This is a genomic window from Longimicrobium sp., assembly GCF_036399255.1.
Taxonomy (GTDB): Bacteria; Gemmatimonadota; Gemmatimonadetes; order Longimicrobiales; family Longimicrobiaceae; genus Longimicrobium.
Genome location: NZ_DASWNM010000119.1, coordinates 21,129 through 38,644 on the forward strand (window position 1 = coordinate 21,129; position 17,516 = coordinate 38,644).

Annotated in this window: 16 protein-coding genes; 7 read left to right on the forward strand and 9 right to left on the reverse strand. The window is 70.6% G+C overall.

Annotation, left to right across the window (positions count from 1 at the left end; translation table 11 throughout):
* Positions 1-66: 66 nt before the first annotated feature.
* From VGC13_RS21585 to VGC13_RS21605, 5 genes are all read left to right on the forward strand, one after another.
* Positions 67-1,035, forward strand: coding sequence for an NAD-dependent epimerase/dehydratase family protein (locus VGC13_RS21585; protein WP_331127363.1), 969 nt, complete (start codon positions 67-69; stop codon positions 1,033-1,035).
* On the forward strand, positions 1,035-2,261 hold the full coding sequence (locus tag VGC13_RS21590) for an aminotransferase class I/II-fold pyridoxal phosphate-dependent enzyme (RefSeq protein ID WP_331127364.1): 1,227 nt from the start codon (positions 1,035-1,037) through the stop codon (positions 2,259-2,261). Before VGC13_RS21585 ends, VGC13_RS21590 begins: the two co-directional genes overlap by 1 nt.
* A complete protein-coding gene (locus VGC13_RS21595; protein WP_331127365.1) occupies positions 2,258-3,421 on the forward strand; it encodes a GNAT family N-acetyltransferase in 1,164 nt (387 codons plus the stop codon). The genes VGC13_RS21590 and VGC13_RS21595 overlap by 4 nt, the downstream gene beginning before the upstream one ends.
* Positions 3,422-3,490: 69 nt before the next feature.
* The gene (locus VGC13_RS21600) at positions 3,491-3,661 is read left to right on the forward strand and encodes a hypothetical protein (RefSeq protein WP_331127366.1); all 171 of its coding nucleotides are present in this window, start codon (positions 3,491-3,493) and stop codon (positions 3,659-3,661) included.
* A gap of 51 nt (positions 3,662-3,712) precedes the next feature.
* A complete protein-coding gene (locus VGC13_RS21605) occupies positions 3,713-4,657 on the forward strand; it encodes a hypothetical protein (protein WP_331127367.1) in 945 nt (314 codons plus the stop codon).
* 83 nt (positions 4,658-4,740) lie between these two features.
* Here VGC13_RS21605 and VGC13_RS21610 read toward each other — a convergent pair whose 3' ends face one another.
* The 8 genes from VGC13_RS21610 to VGC13_RS21645 form a co-directional block, all read right to left on the reverse strand.
* Positions 4,741-6,480, reverse strand: a complete 1,740-nt coding sequence (locus tag VGC13_RS21610) for a hypothetical protein (RefSeq protein WP_331127368.1) — start codon at positions 6,478-6,480, stop codon at positions 4,741-4,743.
* Between the two features lie 136 nt (positions 6,481-6,616).
* Complete coding sequence (locus tag VGC13_RS21615) at positions 6,617-7,336, reverse strand: class I SAM-dependent DNA methyltransferase (protein WP_331127369.1); 720 nt, start codon at positions 7,334-7,336, stop codon at positions 6,617-6,619.
* Entirely contained in the window at positions 7,333-7,896 is a 564-nt protein-coding gene (locus VGC13_RS21620) for a GNAT family protein (RefSeq protein ID WP_331127370.1), read from the reverse strand. The genes VGC13_RS21615 and VGC13_RS21620 overlap by 4 nt, the downstream gene beginning before the upstream one ends.
* 519 nt (positions 7,897-8,415) lie before the next feature.
* On the reverse strand, positions 8,416-9,831 hold the full coding sequence (locus VGC13_RS21625; protein WP_331127371.1) for an acyl-CoA reductase: 1,416 nt from the start codon (positions 9,829-9,831) through the stop codon (positions 8,416-8,418).
* Positions 9,832-9,961: 130 nt separating this feature from the next.
* Positions 9,962-12,049: a hypothetical protein gene (locus VGC13_RS21630; RefSeq protein WP_331127372.1), complete on the reverse strand. Its 2,088-nt coding sequence runs from the start codon at positions 12,047-12,049 to the stop codon at positions 9,962-9,964.
* A gap of 103 nt (positions 12,050-12,152) precedes the next feature.
* Positions 12,153-12,704, reverse strand: a complete 552-nt coding sequence (locus tag VGC13_RS21635) for a hypothetical protein (protein WP_331127373.1) — start codon at positions 12,702-12,704, stop codon at positions 12,153-12,155.
* A gap of 559 nt (positions 12,705-13,263) precedes the next feature.
* Positions 13,264-13,806, reverse strand: coding sequence for an RsbRD N-terminal domain-containing protein (locus VGC13_RS21640; protein ID WP_331127415.1), 543 nt, complete (start codon positions 13,804-13,806; stop codon positions 13,264-13,266).
* 81 nt (positions 13,807-13,887) lie between these two features.
* Positions 13,888-14,619: a CPBP family intramembrane glutamic endopeptidase gene (locus VGC13_RS21645; RefSeq protein WP_331127374.1), complete on the reverse strand. Its 732-nt coding sequence runs from the start codon at positions 14,617-14,619 to the stop codon at positions 13,888-13,890.
* 136 nt (positions 14,620-14,755) lie between these two features.
* Here VGC13_RS21645 and VGC13_RS21650 point away from each other — a divergent pair, with 136 nt between their 5' ends.
* On the forward strand, positions 14,756-15,154 hold the full coding sequence (locus VGC13_RS21650; RefSeq protein ID WP_331127375.1) for a BON domain-containing protein: 399 nt from the start codon (positions 14,756-14,758) through the stop codon (positions 15,152-15,154).
* Positions 15,155-15,172: 18 nt separating this feature from the next.
* Positions 15,173-15,655 (forward strand): carboxypeptidase-like regulatory domain-containing protein, encoded by a 483-nt coding sequence (locus VGC13_RS21655; RefSeq protein ID WP_331127376.1) that lies wholly within the window; start codon positions 15,173-15,175, stop codon positions 15,653-15,655.
* 859 nt (positions 15,656-16,514) lie between these two features.
* Here VGC13_RS21655 and VGC13_RS21660 read toward each other — a convergent pair.
* Positions 16,515-17,330, reverse strand: coding sequence for an inositol monophosphatase family protein (locus VGC13_RS21660; protein ID WP_331127377.1), 816 nt, complete (start codon positions 17,328-17,330; stop codon positions 16,515-16,517).
* Positions 17,331-17,516: the final 186 nt, after the last annotated feature.

The following is a 17,516-nucleotide window of genomic DNA, read 5'->3' on the forward strand; positions in this document are numbered from 1 at the left end:
AGCCCGGGAACCGGGCCGCGGATCGTTGCGTTTTCGTCCACCGCCGTGCATCTTGCTGCACAGTCCATGAGCCGAATCGCACTGATCACCGGGGCCACCGGCTTCGTCGGCGGGCACCTGGTCCGGCGGCTGGCGGGGGCGGGGTGGCACGTCCGCGCCCTGGTGCGCGCCACCAGCGACACCCGCCTGCTGGACGAGGTGGGCGCCGAGCGCATCGTGGGCGACCTGGACGCCACCGACGCCATCCGGCGCGGCGCGGACGGCGCCGACACGGTGTTCCACCTGGCCGCCCTCACCATCGCGCGCGGCGAAGCGCCGTTCGTGCGGGCCAACGCGCAGGGGACCCGCAACGTGGTGCAGGGGGTACTTGGTGCCACGCGCCGCCCCCGCCGCCTGGTGTACCTGAGCTCCTACGCCGCGTGCGGGCCGGCGCGCCACGGACGCCCGCGCGGCACGGACGAAACCCCGGAGCCGCTCACCGCGTACGGCCGCACCAAGCTGCAGGGCGAAGCCGCGGTGCGCGAGGCGGAGCGGGACGGCCTGCAGGCCGCCATCCTTCGGGCTCCGCCGGTGTACGGCCCCGGCGACACCGCCCTTCTCCCCTACTTTCGCCTGGTGAAGCGTCGCCTTGCCCCCGCGCCCGCGGGGCCCGGCCCGCGCACGCACATGGTGTTCGTGGAGGACCTGGCCGCCGCCCTGGTGCGCGCCGCCGACGCCCCGCCCGGCACCTGGGCCGTGGCCGAGCCGGTGGAGCACCCCTGGAGCGCCGTCGTGGGAGCCATCGCCGGGGCGCTGGGGACACGGCCCGTGCGCGTGCCGCTGCCGCCGGCGCTGGTCCGCGGCGCGGGAACGGTGGCCGGCTGGATGGGCGGCTTGGGCGTGTTCAACCGCGAGAAGGCCGAAGAAATGCTGGCCCCCGCCTGGCTGTGCGACCTTGCGGGACTGGACGCACTGCTGCCGCCGGGAACGGCCACCCCGCTGGCGGAGGGCATTGCCCGCACCGCCCGCTGGTACCAGGAACACGGATGGGTTTGATGGCGACGATCGAGGAAACCGTACGGAAGACCGTGGACCTCTTCGACAAGTGCCGCCGGTTCACGGCGGCGCGCGAGATGATGGACCGCGGCCTGTACCCGTACTTTCAGCCCATCGAGGCCAGCCACGACACCGAGGTGGTGATCCGCGGCGAGACCAAGGTGATGGTGGGCAGCAACAACTACCTGGGCCTTACCCATCACCCCTACGTGCTGGAAAAGGCCCGCGACGCGCTGTACCGCTACGGCACCGGCAACACCGGCAGCCGCTTCCTCAACGGCACGCTGGACCTGCACGAGCAGCTGGAGCACCGCCTGGCCGCGCTCATGGGCGCCGAGGCCGCGCTGGTGTTCAGCACCGGGTACCAGACCAACGTGGGCATCATCTCCGGCCTGGTGACCCGCGGCTCCGTCATCGTGCAGGACCGGCTGAACCACGCCTCGCTGCTGGACGGCAGCCAGCTGGCCGTGGGCGAGCTGGCCCGCTACGCGCACGGCGACATGGGCGCCCTGCGCCGCATGCTGGAGCGCCACCGCGACGCCAACGGCGTGCTCATCGCCACGGACGGCGTGTTCTCGATGGAAGGCAACATCGTGGACCTGCCCACCCTGGTCGACATCAAGGACGAGTACGGCGCCCGCCTGCTGGTGGACGACGCGCACTCCGTGGGCGTGCTGGGCCCCAACGGCGGCGGCACGGCCGAGCACTACGGCCTGCAGGACCGCGTGGACCTCACCATGATCACCTTCTCCAAGTCGTTCGCCTCCATCGGCGGGGCGGTGGCGGGGCCGGAGGACGTGATCCACTACCTCAAGCACCACTCGCGGCCGCTCATCTTCAGCGCCAGCATGCCCGGCAGCGCCGTGGCCACGGTGCTGGCCTGCCTGGACGTGATGGAGCGGGAGCCCGAGCGCCGCGCGCAGCTGTGGCACAACGCCGCCTACCTGCGCAACGGACTCAACGCGCTGGGCTTCGACACCGTCGGGTCCGAGACGCCCATCATCCCCGTGGCGTCGGGCGACATGGAAAAGACGTTCATCTTCTGGCGCGCGCTGTTCGACGCGGGGATCTTCACCAACCCCGTGCTGCCGCCCGCCGTTCCCGAGAACGCCTGCCGCCTGCGGACGTCGGTGATGGCCACGCACACCACCGAGCAGCTGGACCGGGTGCTGGACGCATTCCAGCGCGTGGGCCGCCACCTGGGGATCGTCGGGGGCGCCGCGTGAGCACGGCGGCGCCCGCGGCCCACCCGGCCGCGCGGGACGTCCGCATCCGCGAGATCCCCCGCGGCGCGTCGATGAAGCCCTTCATCGACCTTTCCTGGAAGGTGAACGCGGGCGACCCCGTGTGGGTGCCGCCGCTGCGGATGGCGCTGGAGCCCGTCCTGGACCGCGGCAAGCACCCCTTTCACCAGCACGCCGACGTCGCCTACTTCCTCGCCGAGCGCGGAGCGGAAGTCGTCGGCCGCGTCGCCGCCTGCGTCAACCACCAGTACAACCAGCACCACGCGGGCGACCGCACCGGCTTCTTCGGGTTCTTCGAATCCGTGGACGACCCGGCCGTGGCCGCCGCCCTGCTGGACGCCGCCTCCGGGTGGCTGCGCGCCAGCGGGATGGAGCTGATGCGCGGGCCCATGAACTTTTCCACCAACGACGAGTTCAGCTCGCCGGGCGTGCTCATCGACGGGTTCGACACGCCGCCCACGGTGATGATGTCGCACAACCCGCGGTACTACGGCCGGCTGATGGACGCGGCGGGGATGGAGAAGACCAAGGACCTGGTGGCGTACTGGATCCCGGACCGCATCCCCGAGCGCCTGCGCAACGCCATGGAGCGGCTGTCGAAGCGCGCGGGCGTCACCATTCGCTCGGTGCGGATGAAGGAGCTGAAGTCCGAGGTGGCCAGGGTGCAGGAGGTGTACAACGCCGCCTGGAGCCAGAACTGGGGCTTCGTCCCCATGACGGAGGCCGAGTTCAACCACATGGCGAAGGAGATCAAGCCGGTGGTGGACCCCGACCTGGTGCTGCTGGCCGAAAAGGCGGACGGCGAGCCGATCGGCTTTCTGCTGGCGCTGCCGGACCTGAACCGCGCCTTCAAGCACCTGCCCGACGGGCGGCTGTTCCCCTTCGGCGTGTTCAAGTTCCTGTGGCAGAAGCGCAAGATCGACACGGCGCGACTGCTGACGCTGGGGCTCAAGCCCGGCTACCAGCACCTGGGGCTGGGCGCCGCCATGTACACGCGGCTGCTGCAGATCGGCGTGGCCAAGGGCTACACGGGCGCCGAGGGCTCGTGGATCCTGGAAGACAACCACGAGATGTGCACCGCCCTGGAAAAGCTGGGCGCCGACCAGTACAAGCGCTACCGCGTCTACGACCGGGCGCTGTAGCCTGCGAGCGCGGGATCTTGAGGTGGCGTGGGGGATGCGGTAGCTTTCACGCTCAACATGGAGGTGACGATGTCGCGCCGGGAAAAGCAGATATATCACAAGCTGGTGCGCCTGGCCGGCGGATCCGCGCTGGTCGAGGAAGCGCTGCGCGAACTGAGCCGAAGGCGCCAGGCAGCACCCGATCTGGAAGAGGTCGTAGACTACATCGTCGCACAAAGGCAGCCCGCCGGGGCAGCCTGAGCGGCCGGGCAAACGCCCGGCCGCTCTCTTTTTGCCACCTGAGGCACGTCTATGTCGCTGGCATGGGGGACCATCTCGGTCCTGGTGCTGCTTCTTCCCGGGTTCGTGTTCTTTGCCACGGTTTACCTTCCCGGGCGGTTCAGCCGTGAGGCGTCTCCTCTCAACCCGATCGGGCAGGCGGCGACGGCCGTCCTGGTTTCGCTCTTCGTGCACGGGATTCTCCTGCTCCTGCTGCCCAAGCGCAGCTGCTCCGGGCTGATCGGCTGCGCCGACCTCGGAGCGGTGCTCGCGCTGCTGCAGGTCACTCCCTCCAGGCCGGAGGCGCTGCCTGACCTTGGAGAGCAGATCACGGATTCGCTGCCGCAGATCCTGGCCTACTTCTTCACGGCGTGCGCGCTGGGTGGAGGGATCGGATGGGTGTGGGGCTGGATCTTCGTACGGACGCGGCTGCGCGGCCTTGCCCAGCACGGCTGGGTGGCGGGGCTGGCAAAGGGAAAGCAGGCGTGGACGTTCGTGCACGTAGTCTCCGGCGTGTCCGTGGGAGACTTCGTCCTGCTGTACCGGGGCAGGCTGGAGGACTTCGGCCTGCTGGCGAACGGCAGGTTCTCGTACATCGTCCTGACGGAGGCCAGCAGGTCGTACATGCACTTTCGCCACGCCCCCCGCTCCGCGTCCGTGAGGGATCACGAGCTGGGCGTCGGGGGGTTCGGCATGGACGGCGACGACCGGCTGCTGGACAGCTACCTGGTGATCGAGGGAGAGGACATCCAGAACGCGGTATTCGAACGGTACGAAGTGGTGCTCTCCCAGCGCGGTGAAGCCAAGCTGGATGCGGCGCTCGAGCGTCTGGGCGACGTGCCGCCGGCGCTCGCGCCCGCGCAGGTGCCGCAGCCGCGCAGCCGGACGTTGCGGTTTACGCTGCCATGGCGCCCCTGGCGGTACGTAGCACTACGATTCGGGAACGTGCCTGGATCGCAGGTGAAGGGGAGGCCGTGAATCCCGACGCTTGCAGAGACGGATGCAGAACGGCTGCGCGGATCGCGCAGCCGTTCTTCGTTTCGTGGATCAGGCGGGGAGCGTTACTTCGGTGCGCGCTCCGCGATGCGCTTGGGCCCGCCTTCGGGTGACTTGGGCTTCTCCTCGGGCGATCTGCCCGCCGCGCGGATGCTGATGACCTTGTTCAGCAGGTCGAACCAGAACGGCGCACCGAGTGAGATGGCGATGGCCGTAAGGAACAGGCCCAGCAGCTTGCTGAAGAACGGCCCCGGGCGCGTGGAGGCAGTGTTGAGTCCGTACCACCACTTGCCGCTGCTCGCCTTCGCGACCGCGGCGCTGTCCTCCTTGCTCCACGCGGGAACAAGAGGGCGCGCTTGCTGGCTCGCCCGCGCGGCGGCGACACTGTCAGCCTTCTTCTTCGCCGCGTTGAAGAGAGCTTGCGTTTGCCGCCTGGCCTTCAGGGTGTCCAGGAACCCGATCGCAATCAGGTTCTCTCGCGTCCAGCCCAGCTTCAGCTCCATGCTGTCCAGCCGTGCGCGAGCCCTCTGGTAGTTGAGCTGCGCGCTGTCCAGCGGGGTGAGCGGCTTCGCGGAATCAGGTTTGGGGGGAGCATTCAGCGCTCCCTGCGTGGCGGGACTACCTCCCTTTTCCTGACCACCAGAGGTTCCACCCGAAGCACTGCCGGTTACCGGTGTCGCCGCGGGGTTGGCCGGAGGGTTGTTCGAGGAACCTGTCGTCGGGCCGTTGACGCCCTGAGTCAGCGCGGTGGAATTCGCGTTGCCCGGCTGTGGAACGGTCTCCGCCCGGGTACGAGGGCGCACCACCGAGTCCAGCACGCCGACGGAGGCGATCGCGCGCGCCGCCATTCCGTCCCGGACCTTGTCGTTCTCCGAAAGCCGGCGCCACATGTCGATGGTGTCGGCATTGGAGCACGATGCGATGAACAGCCCGATCAGGAAAAGCCAGCCCTGCACCGTACGCTTGTAGGCGCCGGACACGCGGTCCATGGAGTTGTTGAACCACACCTCGACGCTGTCGTGCAACTGCTGGAGTTGTGTCTGCGTGCCGGTAAGCGCGGTCACGATCTGCGTACGGACCTCCGCCGGAACCGCGGGCTGCGCCAGCAGCGAATCCAGGTTCTGCAGGTGCTCCTTGACGTCGAAGGGCGATTCCAGCTTCAGGATTTGCAGCACCTTCACCAGCCGGGCCCGGCCCACGGCCGCCGCGGCGGTCGCGGCGGCCTGTTCGGCGTCGGCGGCGGCGCTGACCAGTGCGGTGTTGCCCGAAGCGGCGTCCGCCGCGGTCCTGGCAGCCTTCGCGGCAGCGTCGGCTTCCTTCGCGGCTTTTTCCGCCGCCTCCACGTCCGCCGCGGACACGGGCGCCGGCGCCGCGGGGTCCGTACCGGCACCGGGAAGCGCGGCTCGGAGGTTCGCCTCCTTGGTGTCGATCCCCAGCACGTCCAGCAGCGCCATGGCGAACGTACGTGCCGGGATGTACGACGGAAGGCGCGGCTCGTTGTTCAACGGCTGAAAGAGGCCGCCCCGCCGCGTCGCCAGCGGGCGGATGAGCCGGTGGTTGTAGAATCGCTCCGTGAGTGAGTCGCTGGCCGCCGTCAGCTTGGGCCCCACTCCGTTGAACGCACGCGTCAGCGCGTCGCGCTCGTCGAAGTCGTCCAGCAGGCGGCCCAGGCCGCGCGCCAGCTCCTTTCCGCGCAGGTTCATCACCGCCGAGATGTACTCGTTGATGGCCGTCGCCAGCAGGGCCAGCAGCAGGTACACGAACGTCAGCCCGATCACGACGTCCAGGATCTCCAGGCCGAACATGGTTCCTCACAGTGTGGTGGGACGAAGGGGCCGCGGAGGTGGGGTGGGAGTGCGGCAGTCCCCTTGTTGGACGGGCAGAAATTTCTGATTTCTTCCAGCGCGGGTGGGAATCGGGAGGATGTGGCTCGCGCGGCACTCAGTCCGGCAGCCGCGCGACGTACAGGCCGCGGCCGGTGAGGCCATGGGGATCGTGCTCCACCACCTCCAGGCCGGCCGCGCGGATGGCCTCCATCGTCTGCTCGGGCGTAAACAGGCCCAGCACGTGGCGCTCCTCGAAGTGCTCGATGCCTTCCGCGCGGCCGATCAGGTACGAAAAGGTGAGGACGGACAGGCCGTCGTGCATGCCGCTGTGCGACATCCGCGCGACCTTTACCTCGGGATGATCGGACGTATCCACGTGCACGTAGCCGGGCGAGAACACCCCCGGCGCAAGCCACGGCTCGACGACCGCCACGCCGCCGGGCGCCAGGTGGCGCGCAAAGGTCCGCATCGTCTGCTCCAGCCGCTCCGGCGTGCGCACGTAGCCGATGGCGCTGAACAGGCAGGTGAGCGCGTCGTAGCGGCGGCCCAGGCCGAACTCCGCCATGTCGCCCTGCGTGAAGCGGCTGCCGGGGTACCGCTGCCGCGCGATCTCCAGCAGCCCGGCATCCAGGTCCACCCCGTCGCACTGGTAGTGACGGCGCAGGTGGGCCAGGTGGTTCCCCGATCCGCAGCCCACGTCGAGCAGCGTGCTTCCGCCGGAGCGCAGGTGGCGCTGGATGACGCCGTGCACCGTTTCGGCCTCGGCCTCGTAGGGCTTCTGGCCGTAGATCAGGTCGTAAAACTCCGCCGAGCGGGCGTACGCGGATTCGTTCATCGGATCAATCCGTTCGTGCCTCGAGACGCTTCCCACTCCGCCCGCAGAATGCCGTAGAGGGTCAGGTCCCAGAAGCGGTCCTTGAAGAACTGGTGGTCGCGCAGCCGGGCCTCCTGGCGCAGCCCCGCGCGCTCCAGCACCCGCGCGGAGGCCGCGTTCTCGCTGACGCAGTGCGCGTGGATGCGCTCCAGCCCCCACTCGCCGAACCCCCAGTCCACCATCGCCCGCGCCGCCTCGGAGGCGTAGCCCTGCCCCCAGTGCTCCGGCGAAAGCTCGAACCCCATGTCGGCCACCGGCTCGTCCGCCGTCTCGCGCCGCACGCCCACGTTGCCGATCACCTCGCCCGTCGCCGCCAGGGTGATGGCCAGCTGCACCTTGCTGCGCGGCTGCTCGCCCTGCCACAGGATGAAGTGGTAGGTGAGCGCCTGCGACTGGCGCTCCGTGACCGAGTCGCGCTCGTAGAAGCGCAGGTACCGCGGATCGTTCTGATACGCGAAGATCGCCGGCCAGTCTTCGGCGGTGAACTCGCGCAGGAGCAGGCGCCGGGTGTGGAGGATCAAACGAACGCTCACGGACGGACGGAAACGGGCGGATATCCAAAGATGCCGCCGCCGCGGCCCGTCCGCAAAGGTCTTGGTGTAAAGGTGTGGAGAGGGTGAAGATGAGCGATGGCGACGAATGTGTGGGATGAGCGGTGGTGATGAGCGGGTAAACCCGCTGCTGCGAAAGCGACAAGCCCCGTTTCGGCTCGCTGCGCTCGCCGAACGGGGCTTCAACTGCATGAACACCACGATGTGACTTCCTGAGGGAGCGCCGCGCTGCACATTCCCACTCTCCGGACCCGGCGCGCGACCGAAGGATCTCGCCGGCCCCACGACCAACCTCGCGCCGGAGTGCGGGCCGCGCCGGCCCGAGAAGGTGAAGCCCCGTTCCGCGAGCGCAAGCGAGCGGAGACGGGGCTTATCGCTTTCCCAGCAGCGGATTCATCCGCTCATCCGCGGGACTTGCCGCCCGCCACCACCCGTTCACCCGTTCACCCGTTCACCCCTTCACCCCTTCACCCCTTCACCCGTTCACCGCTACTCCTCCAGATCCGCCCACCGCACCAGGTCCCGCAGCGGCGGCCGGCCGTCGTGATGCCACCAGGGCGGCGGCCACGCCATCCGCCCCAGCGGCGTGAACCGGCTGGCCCCCACCCGCGCCAGCGCCGTCGCCAGCGTGCGCATCTCGTCCGCCCCCGCGGCGATCCCCACCGTCTGCAGTACGGGCGCGTACCGCTCCACCAGCGCCGGCACCTCCGCCAGCGACGCCACCGGCTTCACCCGCACCACGCGGTTCAGGCAGCTGGCAGTAAAGTCGGGCCTGGGATCGTACAGCACCGTCCACGCGGTCCCCTCGCCGGAGGCGTGCAGGCGCAGGCCACCGCCGCCCGCCTCGGCGAACTCCGCCTCGGCGCGCAGCTGCCGGATGGCGGACGACTCGCCGGGGGCCAGCGTGCCGCGCGGCAGCTCGCCCTCCACCGCCGCCATCTCTTCCGCCAGCAGCCCCGTCCACACCTCCGGCGCCACGTCGCCGCCCTCCTCGGCGTAGAACAGGTGCGGCGACACGCACCCCTGCTGGTCGAAGGTGGACGCGTCCAGCGCCGCCCCGCGCGCAGCCTGCCGGGCCGCATCCCCCGAAAGTGCCGTCCGCCCCACCACGCCGAACGACACCTTGGGCCCGTAGCCCAGGAACCGCGCCGTGGCCGGCGTGCGGGCGCGGATGGACGCCACCGCCTCGGCCCCGCCGTAGACGGTCACCGCGTCCGCCCCTTCCAGCGCCGCGCGCTCCATCATCTCGTCGCCGCCGGCCCAGTAGGTCACGGCCAGGCACTCGCCGATCCGCGCGTCCGCCTCGGCCACGCCACGCGCGAACAGGGCGGCCAGCAGCGGCTCGCCCACGGCCGCCTTGCCCAGCGTGGCCGCCTTTACCAGCAGCGAGCGGATGATGGACGTTACCGCCACCCCCGGCACGTTGCCGCTGAACACGTGCACCGCCAGCCGCGGTCCGAACGCCGCCTGCTGCCCGTGCGCGCGCGGCGCGGCCATGAACCCGTCCAGCACCCGCGGATCGCCGAACTCCGCCCGCAGCAGCTCGCGCAGCCGCGGCGCGCGCCAGTCCGCCGCCATGCGGTCCAGCACCAGCCGGATCATCGCGGGCGAGTAGGCGGTCACTGCGGGAAGCGCGCGCTCGGCCGCGCGGCGCAGGGGATCCGCCGGGTCCTGGAAGCGCGCCGCCACGCGGTCGATCACCCCCACGATCTCCGCCACCGGCCGGTCCGCCAGGTGCCGGTCGCGCGCGGCGGCCAGCGCCTCCACCTGCCGCTTCAGGTCCACGGGCGACAGGCGGGGAAGGCGCACCTCGAACGCATCGTCCCCGCGCCCGTACGCCCACGTGCTGGTGCGCGGGTGTCCGATCGCGGGGAGGTGAAAGGCGTCGATGACGTCCGGCCGCATCGGGAAAGTGCGTGAGTGCGTGAGTGCGTAAGTGCGTTAGTGCGTTAGTGCGTTAGTGCGGGAGTGGATGCATGTGCGCGAAGGTGCAGTTCACTTCCGCACTCACGCACTCACGCACTTCCGCACTTCTTTACAGAAAGTCCCAGAACGACGGATTGGCCTCCACGATCACCTCCCACTGCCCATCGTCACCCAGCCCGCGCGCCACGTCGATGCGGATGATGTCGAACAGCAGCCCCACCCCCGCGCCGATGGAGAACATCGATCCCGTGCGCAGGGGCGGGATGGGCGGCACGGGCGGTATCACGCTCGTCGCCGTCTGGAACGGGACCGCGTCGGGGGTGCGCTCCGTCCAACCGGCGGCCGCGAACACCCGGCCGCGGATGAAGGGGCGGAACAGGTCCGCCGCGTACGCCGCCCGCCCAAAGGCGAACGTGTGGCCGCCGTACGCGCGGAAGGCGTACCCCGGCACCGTTCCACGGCCGCCCAGCAGGAACTCGCCCTGCGGCGGCACGTCGCCGAACGCCGCCCCCGCGGACGCGTCCACGGTGAGCTCCGACCCGCCCGTGCCGCGCGAGATCCATCCCGCGTCCAGCCGGGGCCGCCAGTGCTCGTAGCGAACGTCGCCCGAAGCCAGCACGCCGCCGTCCACCGTCACCCCCAGCGCCAGGCCGCGCGCCATCTCCGCCGGCACCCCGCGGCGGACAGAAAGGGAGCCGCCGTAGAACTCGCCCTCCGCGATCGGCCGCACGGGGCGAAAGTGGCCGCCGCCGCCCAGCAGCGAAAAGTCCGTCTCCAGCTGCGCCTGGCGATGCTCCTCGCCCCGCAGGCGCAGGGCGCCGTTCCAGCCGCGGCCCACGGGCCGGTCCACCCGCAGCTCCGCGCCGGTGGCGAAGTACGGGTCCGTGAAGTCGTAGCCGGCCAGCAGCGCCGTCACCGAGTTCATCGCGCCCGAGATCACCGGGCCCACGCCCACGTCGCGCGGCTGGTTGGCGTACACGCCCAGGCCGAAGCGGTCCGGCAGCGCCCCGCGCCACACGTCCACCTCACCGAACGCGTGCTCCGCCCCCGTCGCGTAGCCGCCGCGAACGCCGATCGACAGCCGCTCCCCCGGGCTGAAGCGGAGGCCGGGGCCCACGGCCAGCCCCTCCGCGCGGTTGTAGCGCAGCGTGCCGCTGGCGCTGGACAGGTCGATGCGCGTTCCCGGCAACCCGCTCAGCAGCCGGCGCCCGACGAGCTCCGCGGCCTCGCGGCGGATGTCGCCCAGCTCGCCGGACGCGGCCAGCCCCGCCTCGCGCAGCTCCGCGTCGATCCCCTGCTCGAAGGCGAACGCCTCGCGCTCCGCCACGGGGACGGAGACCACGCGCCGGCCGGCGAAAAGGCCGGCGGGCAGGTCCTGGTTGAAGCGGTAGTTGCTGATCCGCATGGTCCCGCGGATCATCCCCCCCGCGGGAAGGCCCAGCTCCGGCACCTGCCGCCGCAGCTCCACCTGCTGGCGGTTGGGAAGCCAGAAGCGGCCCTTGTACAGCCCGTTCTCCAGCAGGACGTTGATGTAGTCCAGCTGCTCGTCCACGTACGACACCGGCGTGAACGTGAACTCCATCCGCACGATGTCTCCGCCGCGGCGGTCCACGAAGATGGAGCCCACCAGCGCCGGGCGCGACGCATCCTTCGGCCGCACCTGCACCTTGTAGACGCGCACCGGCTCTCCGGCGCCCGGCAGGCGGATGGTGGTGGAGTCGGCCAGGCGGTAGTCGTACGCCGCGGGGCCGCTGGCCGCCGCAGGGTGCAGCACGTCGGCCACCTCGTCGCCGTCGCCCAGGCGGATGAGGTCGCCGAAGTTGTCCTGCACCACCGTCAGGTGGTCTTCGTGGTAGCGGATGTTGGTGGGCAGGTTGCGCTCGTCGCGCAGCCCCACGATGCGCTGCTTGGCCAGGTTGGGCGCCTTCCAGAACACGTCCAGCGCCACCTGGTCGGTCTTGACCAGCGTGCGCTCGCCCGTGTCGCGGCGGTCCAGGTAAAAGTAGATGTACCCGCGCGCGTCGGCCTGGTAGTCCACCATCCCCGTGTCGCTGAGCGCCACCTGCCGGCGCTCCTGCGCGCGCTGCACCAGCTCCAGCGCGCGGCCGGAGTTCCAGTCGCCGTCCTGCGCGGCCAGGGCGGCCGGCCCGGCGAGCGCCGCCAGCGCCAGCGCGGCGCCCATCAGCTTGCGTCGCAAACGAATCACTCCCGCATCGTTGCATGGATGAACAAGCGGGCCCGCGCAGCCATCGCGACGGGCCCGGCGTTGTTACCCTCGGTTGACGGATCCGGTCGCCGCGTCAGGGGCAGGCGCCGGCGGAGAACACCGCGGCCGTGGTCCCGTTGATGGAGTTCTGCAGCCCCTCCTCGCTGATCCCCGCCGCCCGCGCGTACTCCGCGCGCGCCACGGCGTGGGGAACCCTGGTGTCCGACGTCAGCCGCCGGGCACCCGCGTTGTAGTTCAGCGTCAGCGAGCGCGGCAGCAGCAGGATGGACGCCTGCTCCTGCAGGGGCACGCTCAGCACCACCGCGTCCTGGCGGTAGTGGATGGAGCCGCGGAACTGCTCCAGGAAGGACGTCTGCTGCGCGGTGTACGCCAGGTCGTACGTTCCGTTGGGCGCCAGGGCGATGGTGGCCTCCGGACGCCCGGCGGGCGGCGTGGTGTCGACCACGGTCGCCAGCAGGTCGGCCACGGGAAGCGCCGTCTGCGACGGCTGAAAGCGCAGCGTGCACAGGCTGTACACGCCCGCCACCTCTTCCGGGCGCAGCGGGTCGGATCCGGTTCCGCCGCCGTCGCCGTCACAGGCGGCCAGCAGGGCGAACGCGGGAAGCAGGACAAGGGTACGGCGCATGGGCACGGCTTCTCTGTCGAGGATTTCTGTCGTTTTGTGATTCCGGATCACAGCGCGGACCACTCCGCGGAGCGGTACGTACCCGCGAGGGGTCCGGAACGGTTCCATCGTTTTGTCACAGCAGTGGATGCATTCCACCACGGCCGGGTTTGAAACGCCGGGCTCGGCGGACGGGATCGAGCTGCGTCGGCCGGCGCCCCCTCCGCTCGCTTAGGCTCGCACCTCCCCCAAAAACCCTGGGGGAGGTTGGGAGACCGATGGTCCCGAGGCTCGACCGCATGGATCGGGCTGCGTCCGCTGGGCGCCCCCTCCCCCGGCCCCCTCGTTCCTCGGGGAGAGGGGAGAATTCGATCCCGCTCCGAAAGGCCTGTCGGCCGCGTCACCCTCCCCCGCGCAGTTTGCGGGGGAGGGCCGGGGTGGGGGGCCGCCCAGCGGACGCAGCGCGATCCATCCGATGAACCTCCATCCCCTGCTCTGCATCAACCTCCCCCAGCAGTTTTGGGGGAGGTGGGCGAGTAATGCGAGCCCGGAGGGGGCGCCCGGCCGACGCAGCGTGAACTCAGCCCGCCTTCCCGCCGCCCTCCTCCGAAGCCGCCGCGTCTCCCGCATCCGCCGAATCTCCCGACGCGCCGCCTTCGCGCTCCAGCATGGCGGCGGAGGGGTCCAGAAAGGCGTTCAGCGAGGCGAGCACGGCGCGGTCCACCATGCCGTCGATCTGCTCCATCGCGGCGTAGGCGCCTTCCACCTGCGCGCCCACCGCCGTGAGGTGCGCCCATATGGCGCGCCGGAACATCAGCAGTTCCAGCACCGTCTCGGCGATGTTGTAGCCGGTGAGCCGGCGGGCAAAGCCGTGCACCGTGGCAAACTGCTCGGCGTCTTCGCGCGAGCGGTTGATCTCGAGCCGGTCCAGGATGGCGTCGAACAGCTGCGGCACGTGGTCCAGCAGCAGCGGCTCGCTCAGCGCCTGCCCCGTCACCATGGTCTGGTTGGCGCGCACCCGCTCCATCCAGTCGCGCAGCACCGTCTCGCGCCCCGCGCGCAGCTGCTCCACGGCGCCGCTCAGGTCGCGGATCTGGCGCTCGGTGTAGAACTGGGTTTCCATCTGGTCCACGGCGTGCTCCCGGCGGGGGACGATGCGTTCTGGAAAACAGAAGGTATCATCCGGCGCGCGGGGCCGGAAGCGCTACCCCTGCCCCGCCACCACCAGGAACACGTCGTACAGCGCGTGCGTCCACGCCGCCACGCCAAAGCCGCGCACCATGTACAGCGCGCTGAACGCCAGCCCCGCCAGGAAGCGGAAGGTAAAGCTGTTCAGCTCCAGCGGATACGCGTACGGCCCCACGTAGTGGAACGCGGAAAAGATGAAGGCCGATACCACGACCGCCACCACGCCGGAGGTGGACTTGCGCATCCCCGCGGCCACCAGCAGCGCAAACAGGCCGCCCGTCAGCAGCACGCGAAACAGCAATTCCTCGTAGATGCCGGCGCCCAGCGACAGGACCACGCCGTCCAGCATCGGCAGCTTTTCGATGGCGCCCTGGTCCGCCGCCATGCGCACCACGCCGCCCAGCAGCGCGTGCGTGGCCATGGCGATCATCCCGCCAAAGAGCAGGGCATACGCGGCGCTCTCCGCCATCATCAGCCCAAAGTAGCCGGTGCGCAGCGGCACACGCTTCTTCTTGCGCTCCAGCCCCACCAGCACCCCGGCGCCCAGCGCCAGCGCCGCCGTAAAGGCCAGCGTTCCCTGCAGCCCGCCCGCGGCCAGCAGGGTGCGCAGCAGCACGTCGGCGCCGTTGCGCATGCCTCCCCCGCGGTCCGCGATCATCATCGCCCCCAGCTCGTAGAGGACGAGAAGGGGGAGCGCGAACAGCAGCGAGTAGGTGTGCGTGCGCGTGGTGTCGAAGTATCTGTTCATGCCTGGCTCTGCGCGAATTCCGCGGCGTTTCCGCGGCTGGCCTGCCGATTGCGAAATCCACCCGTTTCAGGAGACCCGCATCCACCTTAGATTAAGACGGGCTCGGTGGCAAAAAGTTTCCCCGGATGATGATCGGATGGCGCGGCTCCTCCCGAAGACGGTCAGGATGATGATGGTGGCTGCCACGGCGGCGCTCGTCCAGGGGTGCGCCCTGTTCGGCGGCGGCGAGCCGCCGCTGACGCCCGCGCAGGTGCAGGAGCGCGCCGTCCAGGAAGAGGCCATCCGCCGCGAGGTGGAGGCGCGGCTTGATGCGGAGCCTTCCATCGGCGCGGGCCGCATTCGCGCCGAGGTGAACGACGGCGACGTGCACCTGCACGGCGCGGCGCCCGGCTTTGGCGCGCTGCAGTGCGCGCTGGCCAACGCCGGGCTGGTGCCGGGGGTTCGCCTGGTGGTGGACTACATGACGCTACAGCCCGGCCCCAGCCGCGTCACCTGCCTGGCCCCCCGCGTCTTCTCCGCGTCCGCCACGCCGTAAGCGTCCGGGAGAGGCCGGGTGGCGCGTTCTCAGCGCGGCCCCGGCATCGACCCACCCGGCTCGCACCCGTCCCGCTCCATGCCTCGCATCCGCCTTCGCCGCCCGTACGCCGCCCTCGCGCTTGCCGCCGCCGTGGCGTGCACCGCCGATCCGGTGAGCCTGTGCGGCTGTTCACTTCCGCCGCCCTACGTCATCGTGTACGGCACCGTCAGCACGCCCGGCGGCGCGCCGGTGGCTGACGCCACGGTGCACGCGGACGCGGGCCCGCCCGGATGCCAGACGGCGGTGGAGAGCCGCGACGTCCAGACCGACGCCGCCGGCCGCTACCGCCTTCTGACCGGCGGATCGGGCGGCGATGCGCAGACGTGCATCCGCCTGGTGGCGCTGGCGCCCGCCGGAAGCGGGCTGGCGAGCTCCGACACGACGCGGATCACCGTGCCCACCCCGCAGCGGCATCCGCCGGACAGCGTGCGCCACAACCTGTCGCTGCGGGCACCCTGATCTCGAGTGCAGCGCGGTGCACACGCTGCTCGATGAAAACGAGGGGTGGAAACCAGGTCTGAGTCCGGTCCAAGAAGTCGCCTATGCCGCTTGATCCACACAGGTGTGGAGAAGTCGGCTTCGGAGGATGCCCTTCGACGCACGATCTCGACTTGGGGATACTGCGGAGGACCCTCAAATCCGAGGCATCCGCCGCCGCTCCGGACTTTTTAGACCGGACTCAGGTCTGTCATTCCGAGGCCCGGTCACACCGCGACCGGACGATCACACCGCGCGTTGCAGGGCCGAGGAATCTACCGTCTGCTCGCGCGAGCCCTGACGCGGTAGCCCGCAACATCGCTGCGGCGGCGAAACCGCCGGTCAGGGCCGGTGCGGGGTGTCGCGACAGGCCACGAGGAAGCGGAAAGTAGATTCCTCGGTCGCGCACCAGGTGCGGCGGTGAGGATGGGATCGCGCGGCGCTCCCTCGGAATGACAGATTGGGTGCAGCCGGCGGCGGCGAAACCGCCGGACAGGGCCGGTCCGGGGCGTCGCGACAGGCCACGAGGAAGCGGAAAGTAGATTCCTCAGTCGCGCGCCGGGTGCGGTGGTGAGGATGGGATCGCGCGGCGCTCCCTCGGAATGACAGATTGGGTGCAGCCGGCGTTTTACCTGCCCACCGAGCGCCGTACGAGTCAGGGCGCCGACCGATTTTCGCCGGCAGGAGTGTGGGCTGGATCTCTGCCGAAGAGCCGGCCCCTTGCAGGCGGAGAGCAGGTCCTTCGGTCGCGCGCAGGGGGTGGCGGGACTTCTGGGTGCACGCGGTGCGCTCCCTCAGGAAGTCACGGCTTGGCTTTTGGTGGAGATCAGCCCGAGAGACCTCAGGAGCCCAGACGCGGCAGGTGCCTGGCGGCGAGCGCTTCCATCCAGCCGTGGATGCGGCCGTTGCTGGCGAGGACGCGGCCGGACTCCAGGGGCGAATCGGCGTCGCCGGGCCAGCCGGTCACGCGGCCGCCGGCCTCGGTGACCAGCAGCATCCCCGCCGCCACGTCCCACGGCGCCAGGCCGATCTCGAAGAAGCCCTCCACCCGCCCCGCCGCCACGAACGCCAGGTCCAGCGCCGCGCTCCCCGCCCGCCGCACGTCGTGCGTGCCGCGCACCGCGTCGGCCACCAGCAGCATGTAGGCATCCAGGTCGCCCTTGCCGCTCTTGAACGGAAAGCCCGTCGCCAGCAGGGCGCGGCGGGCGTCGTCCACCTCCGTCACATGGATGGGCTCGCCGTTCATCCAGGCGCCGCCGCCGCGCACGGCATGGTACACCTCGCCCAGCAGCGGCGCGTGGACCACCGCCGCCGCCACCCCCTCGTCGTCCGCGAAGCCGATGCTGACGCAGACGAACGGGTGCCCGTGGACAAAGTTGGTGGTGCCGTCCACCGGGTCCACGTACCAGCGCCGCCCCGCGTGCACCCGCGCGGACGAAAGCTCCTCGCCCACGATGGCGTCGGACGGAAAGCGGGCGCGGATGCGGGCGGATATCTCACGCTCCGCCGCCTCGTCCACGGCCGTCACCAGGTCGGCGCGGCCCTTTTCGCGCACCTCCAGCGCCCCGCCGCGCGCGCGGATCAGCTCCGCCGCCGCGGCCGCCGCGTCCATCGCCACCGCCAGCTCCGCCGCGAACGGCGCATCCACTTCAGACATTCCGGAACTCCCGTCCTCCGCCGACGGTACGCAGAGCGCCGATCGCGCCGCCCCACGCGGCGGTGGCGCGGGGCGCGGGCATACTGTACATTGCGCGGTCCGCACGCAAGAAAAACCCGGCATCCACTTGCAGCCAACACCGCGGCTCCCTGCCGCGGACGCGCGCATCCATGCGCGCGCCAGCCA